Origin of the sequence: Amycolatopsis thailandensis (genome assembly GCF_042723255.1) — a bacterium.
In the GTDB taxonomy this organism is placed as follows: Bacteria; Actinomycetota; Actinomycetes; order Mycobacteriales; family Pseudonocardiaceae; genus Amycolatopsis; species Amycolatopsis thailandensis.
Genome location: NZ_JBHXJK010000031.1, coordinates 1 through 18241, shown reverse-complemented (window position 1 = coordinate 18241; position 18241 = coordinate 1). Strand labels below are relative to the sequence as shown.

17 protein-coding genes are annotated in these 18241 nt (G+C 70.0%); 5 read left to right on the top strand and 12 right to left on the bottom strand.

Annotation, left to right across the window (positions count from 1 at the left end; all coding sequences use genetic code 11):
- Nucleotides 1-82 precede the first annotated feature (82 nt).
- Nucleotides 83-718, top strand: a complete 636-nt coding sequence (locus ACFWMR_RS14995; protein ID WP_378378749.1) for a TetR/AcrR family transcriptional regulator — start codon at nucleotides 83-85, stop codon at nucleotides 716-718.
- A gap of 25 nt (nucleotides 719-743) precedes the next feature.
- Nucleotides 744-1181, top strand: a complete 438-nt coding sequence (locus tag ACFWMR_RS14990; protein ID WP_378378748.1) for a PPOX class F420-dependent oxidoreductase — start codon at nucleotides 744-746, stop codon at nucleotides 1179-1181.
- Nucleotides 1182-1189: 8 nt separating this feature from the next.
- Here the strand turns inward: ACFWMR_RS14990 and ACFWMR_RS14985 are convergent, their stop codons facing one another.
- Complete coding sequence (locus ACFWMR_RS14985) at nucleotides 1190-2254, bottom strand: DUF6348 family protein (RefSeq protein WP_378378747.1); 1065 nt, start codon at nucleotides 2252-2254, stop codon at nucleotides 1190-1192.
- A gap of 82 nt (nucleotides 2255-2336) precedes the next feature.
- On the opposite strand from ACFWMR_RS14985, the gene ACFWMR_RS14980 reads away from it, so the two are divergent.
- Nucleotides 2337-2858 (top strand): MarR family winged helix-turn-helix transcriptional regulator, encoded by a 522-nt coding sequence (locus ACFWMR_RS14980; protein WP_378378746.1) that lies wholly within the window; start codon nucleotides 2337-2339, stop codon nucleotides 2856-2858.
- A 10-nt stretch (nucleotides 2859-2868) separates the two neighbouring features.
- Nucleotides 2869-4014 carry a cytochrome P450 gene (locus ACFWMR_RS14975; protein ID WP_378378745.1) on the top strand — a complete coding sequence of 382 codons (1146 nt, stop codon included), beginning with the start codon at nucleotides 2869-2871 and terminating at the stop codon, nucleotides 4012-4014.
- Here ACFWMR_RS14975 and ACFWMR_RS14970 read toward each other — a convergent pair.
- From ACFWMR_RS14970 to ACFWMR_RS14925, 10 genes are read right to left on the bottom strand one after another with little or no spacing between them, the layout of a single operon-like run.
- Nucleotides 3974-6091 (bottom strand): S9 family peptidase, encoded by a 2118-nt coding sequence (locus ACFWMR_RS14970; protein WP_378378744.1) that lies wholly within the window; start codon nucleotides 6089-6091, stop codon nucleotides 3974-3976. The two genes, ACFWMR_RS14975 and ACFWMR_RS14970, sit on opposite strands and share 41 nt — an antisense overlap.
- A complete protein-coding gene (locus ACFWMR_RS14965) occupies nucleotides 6057-7586 on the bottom strand; it encodes an isochorismatase family protein (RefSeq protein ID WP_378378743.1) in 1530 nt (509 codons plus the stop codon). The genes ACFWMR_RS14970 and ACFWMR_RS14965 overlap by 35 nt, the downstream gene beginning before the upstream one ends.
- A complete protein-coding gene (locus ACFWMR_RS14960) occupies nucleotides 7573-8226 on the bottom strand; it encodes an SRPBCC family protein (protein ID WP_378378742.1) in 654 nt (217 codons plus the stop codon). The genes ACFWMR_RS14965 and ACFWMR_RS14960 overlap by 14 nt, the downstream gene beginning before the upstream one ends.
- On the bottom strand, nucleotides 8223-8723 hold the full coding sequence (locus ACFWMR_RS14955) for a (2Fe-2S)-binding protein (RefSeq protein WP_378274942.1): 501 nt from the start codon (nucleotides 8721-8723) through the stop codon (nucleotides 8223-8225). The genes ACFWMR_RS14960 and ACFWMR_RS14955 overlap by 4 nt, the downstream gene beginning before the upstream one ends.
- Nucleotides 8720-11113, bottom strand: coding sequence for a xanthine dehydrogenase family protein molybdopterin-binding subunit (locus tag ACFWMR_RS14950; protein WP_378378741.1), 2394 nt, complete (start codon nucleotides 11111-11113; stop codon nucleotides 8720-8722). Before ACFWMR_RS14950 ends, ACFWMR_RS14955 begins: the two co-directional genes overlap by 4 nt.
- On the bottom strand, nucleotides 11110-11976 hold the full coding sequence (locus tag ACFWMR_RS14945; protein WP_378378740.1) for an FAD binding domain-containing protein: 867 nt from the start codon (nucleotides 11974-11976) through the stop codon (nucleotides 11110-11112). The genes ACFWMR_RS14950 and ACFWMR_RS14945 overlap by 4 nt, the downstream gene beginning before the upstream one ends.
- On the bottom strand, nucleotides 11973-13373 hold the full coding sequence (locus ACFWMR_RS14940; RefSeq protein ID WP_378274939.1) for an MFS transporter: 1401 nt from the start codon (nucleotides 13371-13373) through the stop codon (nucleotides 11973-11975). Before ACFWMR_RS14940 ends, ACFWMR_RS14945 begins: the two co-directional genes overlap by 4 nt.
- 35 nt (nucleotides 13374-13408) lie before the next feature.
- Nucleotides 13409-14680 carry an FAD-dependent monooxygenase gene (locus ACFWMR_RS14935; protein ID WP_378378739.1) on the bottom strand — a complete coding sequence of 424 codons (1272 nt, stop codon included), beginning with the start codon at nucleotides 14678-14680 and terminating at the stop codon, nucleotides 13409-13411.
- Complete coding sequence (locus tag ACFWMR_RS14930) at nucleotides 14658-15455, bottom strand: maleate cis-trans isomerase family protein (protein ID WP_378378738.1); 798 nt, start codon at nucleotides 15453-15455, stop codon at nucleotides 14658-14660. Before ACFWMR_RS14930 ends, ACFWMR_RS14935 begins: the two co-directional genes overlap by 23 nt.
- Nucleotides 15452-16498, bottom strand: coding sequence for a leucyl aminopeptidase (locus tag ACFWMR_RS14925; protein ID WP_378378737.1), 1047 nt, complete (start codon nucleotides 16496-16498; stop codon nucleotides 15452-15454). Before ACFWMR_RS14925 ends, ACFWMR_RS14930 begins: the two co-directional genes overlap by 4 nt.
- Before the next feature lie 187 nt (nucleotides 16499-16685).
- Between ACFWMR_RS14925 and ACFWMR_RS14920 the strand changes: the two genes are divergently transcribed.
- Nucleotides 16686-17186, top strand: a complete 501-nt coding sequence (locus tag ACFWMR_RS14920) for a MarR family winged helix-turn-helix transcriptional regulator (protein WP_093937165.1) — start codon at nucleotides 16686-16688, stop codon at nucleotides 17184-17186.
- A 133-nt stretch (nucleotides 17187-17319) separates the two neighbouring features.
- On the opposite strand, the gene ACFWMR_RS14915 is transcribed toward ACFWMR_RS14920, so the two are convergent.
- Nucleotides 17320-18108, bottom strand: coding sequence for an alpha/beta fold hydrolase (locus tag ACFWMR_RS14915; RefSeq protein WP_378378736.1), 789 nt, complete (start codon nucleotides 18106-18108; stop codon nucleotides 17320-17322).
- Nucleotides 18109-18241: the final 133 nt, after the last annotated feature.

Below are 18241 nucleotides of genomic sequence, written 5' to 3'. Positions count from 1 at the left end.
CGGGATTCAGGGAGACGGCCTGCCCGCCTCAAAAACTACACTACACAGTGCAGTTTTCTGAGACTGAGAATACGATGAGAACATGGCGACCCCGAAAGCGACCGCGCGGACACCTGGCCGGCGGTTGCAGGCCGAGACCAAACGAGCGGCCATCCTTGACGCGGCCGAGGCGTTGTTCGTGTCGGACGGCTACGAACTCACCAGTGTCGACGCGATCTCGGCGCGGGCCGGGGTGTCCAAACGCACCGTCTACGACCACTTCGGCGACAAGCAGACTCTCTTCCGCGGCGTTCTCGGGCGCGCGAACGACGCCGTGGTCGCGACCGTGCGCAAGGCGATCGACGAGGAACTGGTCGACGACAGGGACATTCGCGACGCCCTGCTCGGCTTCACCCAGCGGGTGACGACGGGGATGTTCCCCACTTCGGATTACGCGACGTTCCGGCGGTTGAGTTCGCAGGCACCCGTGGCGCCACGGCTACCGGAAGCGGCGCGCGACCAGCCCGAACGGATGATGGAGGAACGCTTCGCGAAGTTCGCGGCGGACGGCAAGCTCCGGCTGACCGATCCGCGGCGCGCCATGCAGCATTTCGTCGCCTTGACGATGCGTTTGGTCCTCGACGTGACAGACGAGGACCCCACGGCGGGAAAGCCGGAGATCCTCGCGATCCTCGCCGACGGCGTGGACGTGTTCCTGCGCGCCTATCGTGGAACCTGACGGGAGCGCCGACGAAGGAGATCTTGTGACCGGGTTGAGCGAAGAGGTCCGCGACTGGGTCGCGGCGGCGAAGTTCTGGCATCTGGCCACGGTGAACCGGGACGGTTCGCCTCACGTGTCGCCCATGTGGATCGACGTCGAAGGCGACCACATCGTGTTCAACACCGCCGTCGGCCGGGTGAAAGAGGAGAACCTGCGCCACGATCCTCGCGTGTCACTGTCCTGTATGGACACGGACAATCCGTACGACCGGGTGGTCATCCACGGCCGGGTCGTCGAATTCATCGAAGGCGACGAAGCGGAGCAGTGCATGGACCGGCTGGCGAAGAAATACGTCGGGACAGAGCGGTTCGAATGGCGGATCCCGGGAGAACGGCGGGTCAAGATCCTGGTCGAGCCGACCCGCGCCCGCCATGTCGTCGGGGTCGAGCCTTTCCGGCGCGGTGTCGAGCCTGGCGCCTGATCCGGGACTTACGCCTCGACGGGCACGAGCAGTCCGAACACCCGCACCGCGACCCGGCCTTCGGGCAGCGGCGCCGGGCTGTCCGCCACCACCGCCTCACCACCGGACCACGGCTCGCTGTCCAGCAGGACCTCGTTGTTCAGCAACTCGCCGTCGTGATGCGCGGCGAACAGCCGGAGCCCGTGCACCTTCCGGCCGAGCTTCTCCGCGCGCAACGCTTCCAACAGCCGGTCCAGCAGCGGCGCGACGGGCGGCACGGTCTCGGCGAACAGGTTGATCTGCGCGCCGAGTACCAGTTCGAACACCCCGTCCGGATGTTCGTACCGCTCGCGCTCGACCTGGCCGGGCGTGGCGCCGGGCAACAGCAGGCCGTCGATGATCGGGTGCAGCGCCCCGAGGCTGAACATGTTCACCGCGCGGCCGATCGCCTCGCGCCACGTGGTGCCGTGCCCGGCGAAGCTCTCGACCAGCCACGGTTTGGCCAGCGCGGGATGCGACACGGCGAAGTCGACCTGGGCCATCACCATGCCCGCGGGGGCGGGATGCACGACGAGACTCGCATCGACCTTCGTGCCGTCGTCGAGCGAGATTCCGTGCTCTCGCAGGAAACCCTCGAACACCGCCCGCGGTGACGGCACGCCGCCGTCGCCTTCGACCGCGGGTTCCAGATCCTTGAGCAGCCTCGGCTCGCTGAGCTCCAGGTCGGCCAGCTGCGATCCGGCGTTGAGCGCTTCGTTGATCACGGCGAACGTACTGCTGCGCAGCGCGATCCGCTCGAACTCCGCCCGGCTCGCGTACTGGGCACGCTCGAACGCGGCCACGAAGACCGGTTCCCGCGAGAGCAGGACCTTCCCCCGCGAATCGAGCACCGCGTCCGGGTACGAGACGTCCGGCAGCAAGCGCCTGACGTAGGCCATCGGCAGGAAGACCAGCAGCCGCTCGGCCAGCCACGGCTCGACTCCGGCGCCGGTCAGCCCTTCCCACACCTGGTCGTCGCCCGGCGGTTCCTCGCCGGCGCAGAACGCGGCGATCCCGACTTCGAGCGCGGCATCGAGCCCCCATGATCCGATCACCGCGGAAGTCTATGCGCGGTGGTCAAAGCCGGCGCCACCCACCGCTGGCGAGTTACATCGTTTTAGATGTATCGTTTTCGATATGAAAGCCGGTGAGCTGTACCTGCTCGGCAAGCACCTGATGGAGCTCGCGTCCCGGGGCATGCGCGACGACGCCGACCCCGAGGTCCCGGAGATCTACCTCGTGCTGATCTCGGTGGTCGTCGAGGCGCCGGGTCTGTCGATCAGCGAGCTGACCGCGCGCACCGGTTTCGCGCAGAGTCATGTCTCCGCCGCCGTCGCCAAGTTGCGTGAGCGAGGTGCCCTGCGCACGCGCCCGGATCCGGCCGACCGCCGCCGCACCTTGGTCACCCCGGTCGACGGCCTGGTCACGGCGGTCGCGCGACGCCAGCGGCGTGACGCCGAGCAGGTGCTCGCCGCCGCGCTCACCGAGCTCGATCCGGACGAGGGTTCGGCCGCGGAGCGCGCCGCGCGCCTGGTCCGGGCGGCCGACGAGCTGTATCGCCTGCTCACCGCCCGCGCCCTCAAGGTCGGCGGGGACTCCGCCGCGCTGATGCCACTGCATTCACTGGCCGAAGAGGCGACAGGCAAACCGAAGAAATAGGGGGAACCACGTGGACTACCCGTTCGCGACGACCGAGCCGATGCGCTGCCCGGCCGAACTCGTCCGGAGACAAAACGAAGAACCCGTCAGCCGCGTGCACCTCGCGACCGGCGAGGACGCCTGGCTCGTCACCCGCTACGACGACATCCGCACGCTGCTGACCGATCCGCGATTCCGCGTCTGGCTGCCTGGGGTTCCCGCGAGCGACGCCGGCGCGCTGCTCTTCACCATGAACGGCCCCGAACACGCGCGACTCAGGCGCATCGCGGGCAAGGCGCTCACCCCGCGCCGGGTGGAGTTCCTGCGGCCTCGCGTCGAAGCGCTCGCCGAAGACCTGGTCGCGAAGCTGATCGCCCAAGGCCCGCCCGCGGAAATCCTGGACGGGTTCGCGGTTCCGTTCGCCCTTTCGGTGCTGAACGAACTCCTCGGCGTCCCGCCGTCGGCGCGCGACGATCTGCGGAACTGGGCGGACGGCATGCTCGCGGTGTTCACGGCGCCGAGCTACGAGGAGATGACCGAGGCCGCCCGGAAGCTGGGTGACTATCTCGCGGAACTGGTCGAGGCGAAGCGCCGCGCGCCCGGCGAGGACCTGCTGACAGGCCTGCTCCAGGCCCGGGACGACGGCGACGCGTTGAAACCGGACGAGGTCACCCAGCTCGCCTTCGCGATCCTTCTCGGCGGATACGTCCCGCCCGCGAACGCCCTGGCCCAGATCATGCTGCGGCTGGCGGCCGAACCGGAGCTGCCCCACGATCCCGCCACGATGCCCGCGCTGGTCGAGGAATTCCTGCGCCAGGACCAAGGTTCGGCCGCCGACCAGGGACGGGTGGCGATCGAAGACGCCGACGTCGGCGGGGTCCCGATCCGCGCGGGCGAGTTCGTCCTCGCTCCCCTGCGCGCGGGAAACCACGATCCCCGAAGGTTTCCCGAACCGGCGCTGACCGATTCCCTGCGCACGCAAGGGCATCTCACCTTCGGCCACGGACCGCACCACTGCCTCGGCGCGGCACTGGCCCGGCTTCAACTGCGGACCGGTGTCGCCGCGCTGCTGGCCGCCGCTCCAGGACTGCGCCTCGCGGTGCCGTTCGAAGAAATCGCCTGGCGGCGGATGTTCCTTACGCTCCAAGGTCCGGCCGCGGTTCCGATCGACTGGTGAGGTACCTGTCGAACCACCGCAGCACTCGCGCGAGGAGGTCGATCTGCGCGGGGTACGCCCGGACGCCGTGCCCTTCTTCCGGATAGATCACCAGCGCCGAGGGCACGCCGTGGGCACGCAAAGCCTGGTGGAATTCCCTCGCCTGTCCCGGAGGCGTGGCTCGGTCGAGCGCGCCCGCGACGTTCAGGCACGGGGTGCGGGCCTTGCTCGCGTGCAAGACCGGGCTGCGCGTGTGCACCAGGCTTCCCGGGGTTTCCGGGTCGGCTTCGAGGTACCGGTTGCCCCAGGACGCGATGTTGCTCGTGAAGGCCTGGCTGTACCAGTCGGTGACCGGGGAGATCGGGACAGCGGCCGCGAAACGGCGATCCTGGGTGACCAGCCAGGACGACATGAACCCGCCGTAGCTACGGCCGATCAGGCCGATCCGGTCCTTGTCGGCGATGCCGCGGTCGACCAGCGCGTCGATGCCGGACAGGATGTCATGGGCGTCGGCACCGCCCATGTCGCCGACGACGCGGGCGGCGAACTCCCTGCCCCGGCCGCCGCTGCCTCGGGGGTTGGGGTTCAGCACGGCGTAGCCCTGCGCGACCAGGAGCGGGACCCAGGGGTAGCGCATCGACCAGCAGTTCTGGAACGCCCAATTGGGTCCACCGTGGACGTTGACCACCAGCGGGAACGGCCCCTCCCCCGGCGGGCGGCACAGGATTCCGTCGATCTCCAGTCCATCTGGTGCGGTCCAGATGATCGCCTCTGCCTCACCCGCGACGGAGAGGAGGTAGTCGGTGCCCGGATCTGCCACCGAGGCAAGCACTTTTCGGCTGTCGTGTCCGGAGAGCACGAGCTGGGGCGGCAGGGAGTAGGAGTCCTGGACGGTCAGCACACGGCCGTCCGACGTGAACGCGCCTTGTGGATAGAAGGTGCCACTGGCGCAGGACAGCTTCGTGGCGAGCACCTCTCGGACCGCGCCACTCGGCAGGTCGGCGATCCCGGCGACCGAGTCGAGCCGACGCTGTCCGAGGTAGCCGAGGCGGTCCGCGTCCAGCCATTCGACCTGGGTGACATCGGTGCCCGCGGTGTCGATCCGCCGCACCGCGCCGGTGGCCGGATCGACCAGCAGCAGCTCACCGGCGACTACCCCGCGGTCGCTGCACACGGCTTCGACCACCGCGACCCGCGTCCCGTCCGGCGAACCGGCGGGCAGCGCCAGTTGCACGGGGCTGTCCAGTAGCTTGCGTACCTCGCCGCCGAAGTCGAGCAGGCTCAGCCGCGCGGTGAACCACGCGTCCTCCCCTGGCTCACCGGACGAGATCGCGACGACCTGATCCGGCCCGCACCAGCCGGCTTCCCAGCAGTTGAGGCCTAGCGGAGACAACCGATCCAGAGTGCCAGTGGCCGGGGTGTAAACCCATAAGCCGCGCCAGGCGTCGACGTCCTCATCCTCGACCTCCGGGAACCACGGCGGTCGTTCCGTGTTCCTCCGGCTGTTCGAACCCGAGCCCTCGCCGCTGGAAAGGTCCGCACCGCGTCCGGCGACACCGAGCAGGAGCACGCGGCCGTCGGGTGACCAATGGGCGTATTCCACGGTGCCTGGGGCCTCCGGCGCGGGCACCGCCTCACCGAGTCCGCCGTTCCGGAGCAGATGCAGCTGGAACACCCCGGCCTCGCGGCGATCGGCGAGGAACGCGAGGGTGCCGCCGTCCGGCGAGAATCGCGCCCACCGCGCCGATCCCCGCCCGGCCGACACGGCGCGCAACTCCCCGCCCACCGCGGCGTACACCGCGGTCCTGGGCAGCCCGGTGAGTTCGTCGAGGACCACGCCGGTCACCACCGCGCGCCCGCCGTCACTGGTCACGCGTGGCTCGCGGAGCGCGTGCGGACGACCGAACGCCGGCTCGTGCAGGGCGCGCAGATGTTCCGCGACCTTGCGGTAGGCGGGCGTGTTCTCCAGGTCTTCCAAGGTCTCCCCCTGTCTGCCGCCGGTCAGGAAGATCGAGGTGTGATCACGCGAGATCCGTTCCTGATCACGCGAGTTACGTCTTCGCTCACGCCGAACCGCGCGGGCAGGCGGCGTCGGCACGCGGACCGCCGCTCGATGACAGCAGTTTCCCCAAAGCCTCACGCAGTGCCGACAGCCCCTCTTCCGGCCGGTCCCAGAAGACCATGTGCCCGGCGTCCGGGACCTCGACGAATTCGGCCGACGGATTGCGTTCGACGGCTTCGGCCGCACCGGCGGCGGTGACGACCGGGCTCACTCCACCGTACAGAAAGAAAGCCGGGGCGGGCACCTTCGGCCAGTCGTCGAAGAAGTCCTCGGATTCGAACCCGGTGTGGGTGGCGATGATCGCGCCGCGGGAGCACGAAGACAGCCAGCGGGCACGCAATTCCTGTTCCCTGCGCGGCCATCGCGGCCACGAGCGGGCCACCTCGTCGGCGTCGGTCCCCCTGCGGGCCTGGTCGAGCTGGCCGAGGAAAGCGTCGAGCGTGGTCGGGTACGGCCCGCGCCCGGGGCCGCTCAACGGAGGATCGACCAGCACCGTGCCGCGAAGTGACCTCCTGCCGGTGGCGGCGGCCCGCGCGGCGATCCGCGCGCCCATGGAGTGCCCGAGCAGGATCGGATCGCGCAGGCCGAGCCCGTCCACGACAGCGTCGACATCGGCGGCGTAGCTCGCCAGGTCGTAACCAGGTGCGTCATCGGACAATCCACGGCCGCGGACGTCGAGGACGAGCGGGCGCACGAGGTCGGTGAGCCGCCGCGCCACGAAGTCCATCGTGACGGCGGGGCTGGTGATCCCGGGCAGCACGAGCACCGGGACTCCGTCGGCGGGTCCGTAGTCGAGCACGTGCAACCGGACCGGACCCGAAGTCACCCAGCGGCTGGTCGCGGGCACGTCACCGAGGTCCGCCAAGGCGGACTGGGTGACCGTGCGGCGATCCGAGGTTTCCGCGAGATACGCCAAGGCCTCGCCCAATTCGACGACGTCGGCGTATTTCGCCTGCAGGTCGAACAGTGCGGCGTCATGCGGCCCTTGGGCGCGATCACCGCAGGCCTCCCGGACGACGAGAGTGTCGAAACCGGACTGGACGGCGTCGACGGCGGTCGCCCGGACGCAGCCCGAAGTGGTCGCGCCGCAGACGAGAACGGTGTCCACGTCCAGACCCGACAGAAGACCGGCCAGCGCTGTCCCGTGGAACGCCGAAGCGCCCTTCTTCATGACGAGATGGTCGCCGTCGCGCCGTTCGAGGCGGGGGTCGAGGGCGACGGCGTCGCTCCCTTCGCGCAGTGCCCGCATCCCCGGCGCTTTCCGGAGCCACGCGACGGAGTCGCCGCCCGCCTCGGCGGGGGTGTAGGCGATCGCGGTGTAGATCACCGGGAAGCCGTGCCGCCGGGCCTCGGCCACGAGCGTGGCGGCGGCGGTCACCTCAGCGGTGAGGTCGGCGCCACTGGGGAAACCCGGTTCGGTGAATCCGCGGGTCAGGTCGACCACGACCAGCGCCGGCCGGGATCCGCGGCGCACTGCCGCGCCGAAGCCCGCCCGGTCGTACACGCTGTCGAGACTTTCATCGACGGGCACGCTGCAACTCCTTGATCAGTTTGTCCTGGGTGCGGATCCGGCCCAGCAGCCAGCCCTGGAACAGGCCGAGCGCCGCCGCTGCCGCGATCACGCCGTAACGCTTGACGCCCTCGGGAAGCAGGATGGCCAGCCCGTCGACGGCCTCCGGAGCGGGAGCGGGAGCGACACTCGCCGACGCGGGTTCCGCCGCGCCGGGCCGCGCCTGCAACTGGTCCGCGAGGTTGCGGGCGAACTGGTCGAGCAGGCGGGTGGAGACGGCGCCGATCGCGCCCTTGCCGAACTGGGCGAGCTTTCCGCGGATCGACAGGTCGGTGCGAAGCTCGATGGTGGCGCCGCCGGGCGCCTCGCGCACGGTCAGCGTGACCTCGGCTTCGGCGTCGCCGTTGCCGTGGCTGTCCGCTCCCCTGGCCAGCAACCGGAGTCTGCGCTCGTCCTCGGTGACCTCGGTGAAGCGCACGGTGCCGGAGTACGCGGCGGTGATCGGGCCGACCTTGACCTTCACCCGGCCCAGGTACGCGTCGTCCTCCTTGCCGTCCAGCGTCGCGCCGGGCAGACAGCCCGCCACCCGCTCGACGTCGTTGATCAGGGCGAACACCGCGCGGGGGTCGGCCGGGACGGAGAGCTGGTTCTCCAGGATCACGCTGTCGCCTCCTTTTCCTGGGCGTGGCAACGACGGACGGCCGTCGCCTCGACCGCGTCCACGATCGTCTGATAACCGGTGCAGCGGCACAGATTCGCCGACACGGCCTCGCGGATCTCCTCGCGTCCGGCGTCCGGCCGCTGGGCGAGGAAACCTTCGGCCAGCATCAGGAATCCGGGCGTGCAGAAGCCGCACTGAAGACCGTGGTGCGCGCTGAAGGCCTGCTGCAGATCGGAAAGTTCGCCATCGCGGCTCAACGACTCGACCGTGCGGATGTCGGCGTTCTCCGCCTGGACGGCGAACATCAGGCACGCCCGCACCGGTTCGCCGTCGACGAGGACGGTGCAGGCGCCGCACACCCCGTGCTCGCAGCCGACGTGGGTGCCGGTGAGCCCGAGGTCGTGGCGCAGGACGTCGACCAGGGTCTTTCGCGGCTCGGCGAGCACCTCGTGTTCGGAGCCGTTGACGTTCAGGACGATCAGGTGCCGGTCGCTCATGTCGGGATGCTCATTTCCCCGTGGCGCACCGCGTCGAGCGCGGCGAGCACGGTCTGCGGATGAACCGGTGTCGCGTCGAGTTCGACACCCGTGTGGCGCAGGGCGTCGTTGACCGCGTTCAGCACGGCGGCGGGCGCCCCGATGGTGCCGCCCTCCCCCGCGCCTTTCGCGCCGTTTTCCGTGAACGCGCAAGGCGTTTCGAGATGAGTGACGGAGATGTCGGGGATCTCGGTCGCGGTCGGGACGAGGTAGTCGATGAAGCTGGCGGCCGACGGCTCTCCGTTGCCCGCGTAGGTGATCTCCTCGAACAGCGCGCCGGCGATGCCCTGCGCGATCCCGCCGCGGCACTGTCCGTCGACGACCTGCGGATGGATCACCACGCCACAGTCCTCCACGCACGCGTAGCGAAGGATCTTGATCCGACCGGTTCCCGGATCGGCTTCGACGACCACGGCGTGCGTGGCGTTGGAGAAGGTGCCGTCGCCGGGTACGTCGAAGCTCGCCGTGGCCGTCAGCGTCGGTTCGACGTCCTTGGGCAGCAGGTGACTCCGCAGGTACGCCACGTCGGCGATCTCCTCGAACGACGCGCGCCTGTCCGGCTCGTCGATCTGGACGACGCCTCCGTCGCCGTCGAGGCGGACGTTGTCGGGGCTCGTTTCGAGCAGGTGCGCGGCGATCGTGCACAGCAGCTCGCCGAGTTTCCCGGCCGCGAGGGCCACCGCCGAGCCGCCGATCGTCACCGAACGGGACGCGAAAGTCCCCCAGCCGTAGGCGATGCGTTCGGTGTCGCCCTGGCGGAGCTTGACCCGGTCGAGGTGCAGCCCCAGCCGGTCGGCCACGATCTGCGCCAGCGTCGTCTCGTGCGACTGGCCGTGGTTCATGGTGCCGCTGGTGACGACGACGGAACCGGTGGTGTCCATGCGGATCTCGGAGATGTCGAACCCGGGGACCACGGCCATCTTCCGTTTGGCGAAGGCTCCCGAGCCGTACCCGGTCCGCTCCGAGAAACAGCAGTAGCCGATGCCGATGTTCCTGCCCTCGGCGGCGGCGCGGTCCCGGATCTCGTACCACCCCTCGTCGCGGATCGTGGCTTCGGCGAGTTCGAGCGATTCGCGGTAGGTGCCCGGGTCGTAGGTGATGGCGTTGACGCCGGTGTACGGGAACTGGGTAATCACGTTGCGCCGCCGGATCTCGACCGGATCGAGCCCGAGTTCCCGGGCGGCGCGTTCCATGACCCGTTCGATCGCCATCACGTACTGGGGACGGCTGACGCCGCGATAGGGTGCTGTCGGCGCCTTGTTGCTGGCGATGGCGCGGGCCCGGACACGGTACGCGGGCACCTGGTACACGCTCGGCATCTCGGCCGACGCCATCAACGGCTCGATCCCCGCCGTGAACGGATAGCAGGAGTACGCGCCCATGTCGCAGACGACGTCGACGTCCAGCGCGGTGATCCGCCCGTCCTCGTCGAACGCCGCCCGCGTGCGGTAACGCTGTTCTCTGGCAAGGAATCCGGCCGTGAGCGCCTCGCGACGGTCCTCGATCCACTTCACCGGCCGGTTCAGCCGTCGTGCCACCGCCGCGACCGCGATCTCCTCACGGCCGACGACGCATTTCTGGCCGAAACCGCCGCCCATGTCCGGGACGGTGACCCGGACGGTGCGCTCGGCGACCCGCAGCGAACGGGCCATCGCCGTGCGCACCTGATGCGGCACCTGGGTGCACATCTGCACCAGCAGCTGATCGTCACGGTCGTCCCAGGACGCGACCACTCCGCGCGTTTCGAGCGGGAGCGCGTTCTGCCGCCCGCTGTTCGTGACGACCTCGACCACTGCGCGGGCCGCTTCGAACGCGGCGTCGACGCCTGGTGTGTCGAACATCGAGACGTCGACCAGGACGTTGCCGGGCGCTTCCTCGTGCACCAGCGGCGCGCCCTCGGCGAACGCCGTCTCCTCCGAAACGATCGCCCCGAGCGGCGCGTAGTCCACCACCGCGGCCTCGACGCCGTCCTCGGCGCTGTACGGATCGCGTGCGACGACCAGCGCCACCGGCTCCCCGGTGAACCGAACCTTTTCCCGGGCGAGGATCGGCATCGCGGTCGGCGAGAACTCCTCGGGCGGCCGGTCGAGCAGCGCGACGATGTCACCGAGCTCCAGGTCTGCCGCCGTGTACGCGGCGACGACCCCTTCGACAGCCAAGGTGGCCGACAGGTCGATCCCGGTGATCGTGCCGTGCGCGACCGTCGAGCGGACGAACGCCGCGTGCAGCATTCCGGGCAGCTGGATGTCGTCGACGAACCGGCCACGGCCGGTGAGCAGGCGAGGGTCTTCGCGCCGGGGCACCGACGCCCCGACCCAGCGCCCGTTGCGCCCGTCGAACCGCGGAGTCATCGCGTTTCTCCTTTCTCCCAGGCCTCTTGAAGCGCCTGGGTGACGAGGGTGCGCGCCAGCCGGCGGCGGTAGGCGGCACTGCCCGCCGCGTCGTCGGGCGGATCGATGGCCGCCGCCGCTGCGTCCCCGCAGTCGGCGAACAGCGCCGGTCCAGGGACGCCACCGGCAAGCACGGCCTCGGCCTCGGGCACCCGGACTGGCGCGGGGGCGACGCCGCCGAGCACGACCCGTCCCCCGCGTTCGGCATCGAGGCTCACCGCGGCGACGACGATCGCGAAGTCGCCATGACGCCGGGCGAACTCGGTCAGCGCGGCCTTCGGCGCCGGGCGGGTGAACGTCACGGCGGTCACGACCTCGTCCGGTTCGACGGCCGTGGTGTAGAAGCCGTGGAACATCTCCGCGGCCGGGATCTCCCGGGGCCCGCCCGGGCCTTCCGCGACGATCACCGCGTCGAGCAGCAGCGCGAGCAGGCACCATTCCGCGGTCGCGTCACCGTGGACGATGCTGCCCGCGACCGTGCCGCGCGACCGGATCGGCAGGTGTCCCACCCAGCGCATCGCACGGGAGAGTACGGAGAAATCCGGTCCCAGCTCGGAGATCTCCACCGTCCGATGGGTGACCATCGCGCCGATCGTGAGCGTGGAACCGTTGCGCCGCAAGGAGTTCAGTGCTGGTTCTCGGCGCAGTGGGCCCAGATCGACCAGCGCCGTCGGCCGGGCGAGCCGGAAGTTCATCATCGGCATCAGGCTCTGGCCGCCGGCGATGAGTTTCGGGTCCTCGCCCGCCGCGGCGAGCTCGCCGAGCAGGCCGACGGCGCCGGTGACGTCGTGGGCCCGGTGGTAGCGGAACGCGGCGGGTTTCACAGAGCGGACCTCGTGGCGGCAGGCGTCTCGGCGACGGGTTCGGCGGTCTCGACGATCCGGTCCAGCTCGCGGCCGCGGGTCTCCGGCGCGCCCATCATCATGAACGCGACCGCGGCCACCACGAGGACACCCAGCACGGTGAAGGTCAGCGGCAACCCGAGCACCGGCCACAGGACGCTGCCGAACAGCAACGGCGCGAACCCGGTGATGGCCCGGCTCGACGACGACGCCCAGCCGAAGCCCGAGGCGCGGAGTTCGGTCGGGTAGAGCTCGGAGACGTAGGCGTACATCACCGGGATGACGCACAGCGCGAACAGGCCGAACGCGCCGATCGCCACGATCGCCGCCGTGGGCGTGTCCAGGAGCAGCGAGAAGACGACGAGCGACAGGGCGGTGAGCGGCCCGGCGACGGCGATGATCCGCTTCCGGCCGACCTTGTCGACCAGGAGCACGGCCACCGCGACCCCGACGATGCCGAGCGCGTTCATCAACGCTGTCGAGGCGAAGGCGGCGATCTCGCTCAATCCCTGTGCCTTCAGGATGGACGGCATCCAGCTGAGCGCGGCGTAGTAGACCAGCATGACGCTGATGAACAGCGACCACGCGACCGCCGTGATCCGCGGGTTGTACGCCCACACCCGGCGCAGCTGGTCGAACGCCGCCGCGATCGCGCCGCCGCGGGTGTCCTCCACCACCGCCGGCGGGATCGAATACGGCTCCGGCGTCGTCCCCGTGCGGCGGACGAGATCGTCGATGACGGCGCGGGCCTCGGCCTCACGGCCCTTGCGGACCAGGTACAGCGGTGATTCCGGCACCCCGCGCCGCACCCAGAACAGCAGCAGCGCGGGCAGGATCATCAGCACCAGCATCCAGCGCCAGTTCCCCTGGACCGGGAGCAGCAGCGTCGCGGTGACGGCGGCCAGCGTCGTCCCGACGGGCCACCAGCCGTCCATCGCCGACAGGACCCGGCCTCGATGGCGGCGCGGGGAGAACTCGCTGACGATCGCGTAGTCGACCGGGATGCAGCCGCCGAGCCCGATGCCCGCCAGGAACCGCAGCGCCAGGAAGGTCTCCACGTTCGGTGCGAGCGCCCCGAGCACGGAGAACAACGCGAACAGCAGGAGCGTGACGCTGAACGCCCGCTTCCGGCCGATCCGGTCCGCGACCGTGCCCCAGACGACCGCGCCCACGGCCATGCCGATCAGGTTCGCTGTCGCCACCAGTCCCTTCGTCCCGGCGGACAACCCGAATTCCGTCCCGACCAGCGGGGTGAGGAACCCGTTCAACGCGACGTCCCAGGCGTCGAACATGTAGCCCAGCCCGCCGATCAGGAAGATCTTTCCCTGCACGCTCCAACGCCAGGGCAGGTCCTGGACGATCTGATCACCAGTACGCATGAACCGCTCCGTTGCGATTTGCCGACCAGCGCGCCTCAGCGGGCGAACTGGTAGTGGATGGACTCGGTGTCGGGGTCGGTGAGCGGGCTGCCGTTCCACAGCCAGTCGTAGGACACGTCGGATTCGCCGTCGAAGCGACGCAGCTTCTCGTCCCGTTCGCGCTGCTCGGGGCCGTCGGGCAGGTGATAGAAGTCCATGTTCTGCAACGAAGCGTCCTGAACCATCCCGGCGTGCTTGGCGCGCCTGTCGACGTAGCGGACCAGGGCCCCGTCGATGCCGTCGCGGGTGACGCGGCCCAGCTCCTCGGCCAGCACGGCCGCGTCCTCCATCGCCTGGGACGCGCCTTGCGCCTGGTAAGGCAGCATCGCGTGGCACGCGTCGCCGAGCAAGGCGACCCTGCCGTCGACCCAGACCGGATCACGGCGCCGACGGTACATCGCCCACACCGAGACGTCCTCGTCCTTCGCCTTGGCCAGCATGGTCGGGACCCGATCGTCCCAGTCGTGGTACTCCGCGGCGAGTTCGGCGGCGGTCGCGGGTCCGCTCCAGTCCCTGGCGACCGCTTCGGTGCACGGCACGATCGCGACCACGTTCAGGTACTCCCCGCCGCGGATCATGTAGTGCACCAGGTGTTTGTTGGGGCCGTACCAGATCGTGGAGTGATACCGGTCGGCCAGGAAACGGGTGGCGGGGTCCTGCGCGATCAGGTCGCCGGAGATCAGCGCCCGGTAGGCCATCTCGCCGGAGAACACGAGCGTGTCGTCGAAACCGGCGAGGTCACGCACCGAAGACCGGATGCCGTCCGCTCCGACCACGACGTCGCCGGCGAACCGGCGCCCGTCGGCGGTGATCACGGCGGGCCGGTCCGGCACCGTCCGGTCGAGTTCGACCACGCGCGCGCCGGTCGCCACCCGCACCGCCGGGCCCGCGCCGTCCGGGTCGAGGCAGGCGTCGAGCAGGACGCGGTGCAGGTCGGCGCGGTGGTAGTGCCAATAGGGCGCGCCGTACTGGTCGATCACCCTCCCGCCGAGCGCCAGCTGGGCGATGATGCCGCCGTCGGCCCAGCGGCGGCGGACCTGGTCCTGCGGCTCCGTCCGCACCCGCTCCAGACTGGCTCGCAGCCCGAGTCCGATGAGGATACGGCTGGCGTTCGGCGCGGTCTGGATACCGGCGCCGATCTCGCCGAGTTCCGGCGCCGCCTCGACCACGGTGACGCGCAGGCCCCGCTGCCGCAGCGACAGCGCCGCGCAGAGCCCACCGAGCCCGCCTCCGACGACAACGACCTCAAACGACTGACTCGCGGCCATGCCCGCCTCCCGTCTTCGTCGAAGCTTTCGCGCCACCGAGCAGGCTTCCGGCGCCGGGGACCGTCGGCTCGACGCCGAGTTCCGACAGGATCCGGAACGTAGTGGCGGTCGCCGCCGACAGGACCGGGATCCCGACCTCGTCCTCCACCGGCTGGATCGCGGACAGCGACGGCATCTGGACGCAGGCGGAGAGCACCAGTACGTCCACATCGGACAGATTCAGCTTGCGGTGGTGCTCGCGCAACCCGGCCGGGTCCAGCCGGGCGACGGCGAGATTGTCCGGAACCTCAAGGGAAAGCGCGTCGGCGACCTCGAACCCGGCGTCCTCGATGTAGTCCGCCACCGCCTTGGTCAGCGGCTTCAGGTACGGCGTGATGATCGCGACCTTACGGGCCTTCAACGCGGCGAGACCGGACAGCAGCGCGCCGGCACTGGACACGACCGGCGACTCGCAGCCCTCCTCGCGCAGCACGCGAGTGATGTCGTCCTCGGCGGTGCAGTGATAGCCGGGCCCCTGGGCCATGATCGCCACGAGGCACGCGGTCGCGACCACGTCCGGCCGGGCGTCGGCGAGTTCGGCCGCGGCCCGGCCCGCCTGGGCGTTCATCGCGCGGAGCTGCTCGGGCTCGACGTGCCGCATCCGGGCCCGCGCCGAATGGAAGACGAACCGGTCCTCCGGCTCGATTTCCTCCCTGGCACGCAGCATCCGAGGCAGCTCGGTCTCCATCGTGAGGTTCGAGCTCGGGACGATCATCCCGATGTGGTGGTCGCTCATCGGCGTGCCGCCGGGCGCATGTCGGCGACGGTCAGCTCGCCGTTGTCGACGATCAGTTCGTCGTCCAGGTACAGGGAATTGCCGCGCATCGGGATGTCGAAGTGGCACGGGGTGTCGTTCGGGCCGCCCAGTTCGTTGTTGGGACCGATGGAGAACATGACGTTGCCGTAGAAACTCCGCAGTTCCATGCCCATCCCGCCGGGGAACTGGGTCAGGCCGTGCCAGTGCGCGCGCTCGTCGAGCCCCCAGCCGACGTGGCTCATGCCGTAGCCGCGGGGATCCTCGAAGCTTTCGATGTACGAGCGCAGCAGATCCGCGTCCAGGCCGGACGATCCGGCGCCGCCGCGGATGTCGCGGATGAAGCCCTGCTCGATGGTGATCTCGACCGGGGTCTGCACGTAGGTGTTGAACGGCAGCAGCACGTCTCCGGGTGAAAGCACGATCTTCCCGTCGACACCGTCGTCGGCGCCGCCGGTGAACACGAACGCCGCGGGCCAGTGGTCCCAGCGGCCGGGAGTGTCGGTGTAGCCGTATTCGGACAGCGTCGGGTACACGCCGAGCTGATAGGTGACGTCGGTGCCCGCCGGGCTGGTGATCCGCATCGTGCCCGCCTTGGCGAGGAGCTCGGCGCCGATCTCCACCCGCTCGCGCAGTTCCTTCGTCGGCATGAGCCGGGTCAGTAGCTCGGGCGGCTCGACGGCGGTGAGGATCCGGGTGCCCGCGTCCTGGATGGCGAACTGTTCCTTGCTGAACAACAGGAACGTGCAGTCGACCACCATGTCCACGCTCTTGAGCGCCTCGACCGCCAAGGGGATGTTCCCGAGCCCCGAGTCGCCCACCGCCCACGCGCCCGCGGCGCTGGACGGCGAGGGCAGCCTCATGTGGTACGCCGAGGCTCCCAGCTGCTGGGCGGCCCACAGGAAGGCGTCGGCGTACTCCGCGCGCTCGCCGCCGCGGGTCAGCACCACCACGGTCTCGCCCTCGTGTACCCCCGAGAAGGTCAGCTGGCGCAAGCAGATGTCGTTGAACAGGTTCTGGTCCATCGTCGAACACCTCCACACTAATCCGAGCACGTACTATCCGAGCACGCTCTTTCATCCGAACACGTACTATCCGGATACGCAAGAGGTCGTGGTGGACGGATGTCGGCGGGCTGCCCGTGAGCGACCGTCCGGACACGTAGGATCACCCCGGGGGCCCGGGCAGCGGGTGGAGCCGAAGGAGAAGGCGATGGGTGAACCGGCGCGCACGAGCCGACGCAGGGAAGACGCGGCGGCGGTCACGCCCGCGCCGCCCTCGGATCTGCTGGCGGCCCCCGGCTACGGAGCCCGGCGGCTGTACCAGGCCTACCTCGCCGCCTGGAACCGGCACGTGGACCCGGTCCTGACCGGACCGCAGTTCGCGGTCCTGTCCGCGGTCCGCGCCTACCCCGGCAGCGACCAGAGCTCACTCGCGGGCGCCGTCGCTCTCGACACCTCGACGATGGCGGACCTGTGCCGCCGGCTCGAACGGCGAGGACTGATCCAGCGTGTCGAGTCCCCGCACGACGCCCGGCGCAAGCTCCTGTCCCTCACCGACGAGGGCAAAACGGTCCTGAGTCAGGTGAACCGCCGCGCCCGCAGGCTGGACAAGGCGCTCCTTGGCGGCGAAGGCGACGTCGACACCGCGGCGCTGCTCAACGCGCTCAGCGCGCACTGGGAACGGATCGCCACGGTCGACAAGCTGCGCTGACGAACGCGGCTGGAATCCGGCTCGAAGTGCTCGTCGGACGACAGTAGGTGGCATGGCACCGCGGCGGCAACCTGGTCGTCGCCGCGGCGGACGTCCCGGAAATCGGGGCGCAGCGGGAAAACACGCCGTGAGCTCAGGCCACGCGGCCGACCAGTTCCCGTACTGTCGCCAGGGTTTTCTCGGGATGGTCGAGATGCACGCTGTGCGTCGCCCCCGGCCAGCACTCGATCCGCCCACCGAAAGCGGCGGCGAAACGCTCGTGAGAACGCCGCATCGCGGTGCCCGGCTTACGATCCGCGGTCACCACGACAGCGGGCAACCTGGGCAGAACGGCATCCTGCACCTCCTTCGCCAGCGCCGTGATCCCGCGGACCGCACGCGCCAGCATCGGGAGATCCGCGTTCGCCATCCGCACGAACGCGGCCTCGCAATCCGGCCGGAGTTCCTGCCGTCGCGCTGACCGGACGACAGCGGCGTTGAGGACGCGCGGAAAGACCTGGCGCAGCAAAGGAACGGCCGAGACCTTGCCGAGCGCACCGATCGCGCGCTCCAGTCCGGCGCACGTGCGAGGATCGTTGATGGGCGTCGGGTCGAGCAGAACGAGACCGGCGACCTTCTCGGGATGATCGCGGGCCAGCAGGACCGCCACGGCACCGCCGAGACTCTGCCCGACCACCACGACCGGACCACAGTCCAGGCTGTCGAGGAGCGCGCTCAGATGGGACGCGGCGTCCGCGAGCGTGCCGTCGCCCGACGCGGTGCCCGTTCCCGGCCGGTCGTGCACGATCACCCGGCTGCCCGGATCGGCGACCAGACCCTCCACGAGGCCGGGAAAGAAGCCGTCACAGGACTCGGCTCCGCCTGGCAAGAGCAGCACTGCCTGCCCGGACTCGCCGTGGACCCGGATTCCGCCTGGTTCCATCCGCTCTCCTCGTCCTGTCGATCATTCAGCGTAGCGCGGCTTGCCACCCGCGAGGGCCCCACAGGCTTCCGCCGCTTTGTGCCGATTCAAGCCCCAAGTCCGTGAAGGCCTCCTTGAGGGACTCTGGGTCCCC

Coding starts and splice junctions, on each gene's coding strand:
- ACFWMR_RS14995 (WP_378378749.1), top strand. CDS start 83: ATGGCGACCCCGAAAGCGACCGCGCGGACACCTGGCCGGCGGTTGCAG.
- ACFWMR_RS14980 (WP_378378746.1), top strand. CDS start 2,337: ATGAAAGCCGGTGAGCTGTACCTGCTCGGCAAGCACCTGATGGAGCTC.
- ACFWMR_RS14955 (WP_378274942.1), bottom strand. CDS start 8,723: ATGAGCGACCGGCACCTGATCGTCCTGAACGTCAACGGCTCCGAACAC.
- ACFWMR_RS14950 (WP_378378741.1), bottom strand. CDS start 11,113: ATGACTCCGCGGTTCGACGGGCGCAACGGGCGCTGGGTCGGGGCGTCG.
- ACFWMR_RS14940 (WP_378274939.1), bottom strand. CDS start 13,373: ATGCGTACTGGTGATCAGATCGTCCAGGACCTGCCCTGGCGTTGGAGC.
- ACFWMR_RS14935 (WP_378378739.1), bottom strand. CDS start 14,680: ATGGCCGCGAGTCAGTCGTTTGAGGTCGTTGTCGTCGGAGGCGGGCTC.
- ACFWMR_RS14930 (WP_378378738.1), bottom strand. CDS start 15,455: ATGAGCGACCACCACATCGGGATGATCGTCCCGAGCTCGAACCTCACG.
- ACFWMR_RS14925 (WP_378378737.1), bottom strand. CDS start 16,498: ATGGACCAGAACCTGTTCAACGACATCTGCTTGCGCCAGCTGACCTTC.
- ACFWMR_RS14920 (WP_093937165.1), top strand. CDS start 16,686: ATGGGTGAACCGGCGCGCACGAGCCGACGCAGGGAAGACGCGGCGGCG.
- ACFWMR_RS14915 (WP_378378736.1), bottom strand. CDS start 18,108: ATGGAACCAGGCGGAATCCGGGTCCACGGCGAGTCCGGGCAGGCAGTG.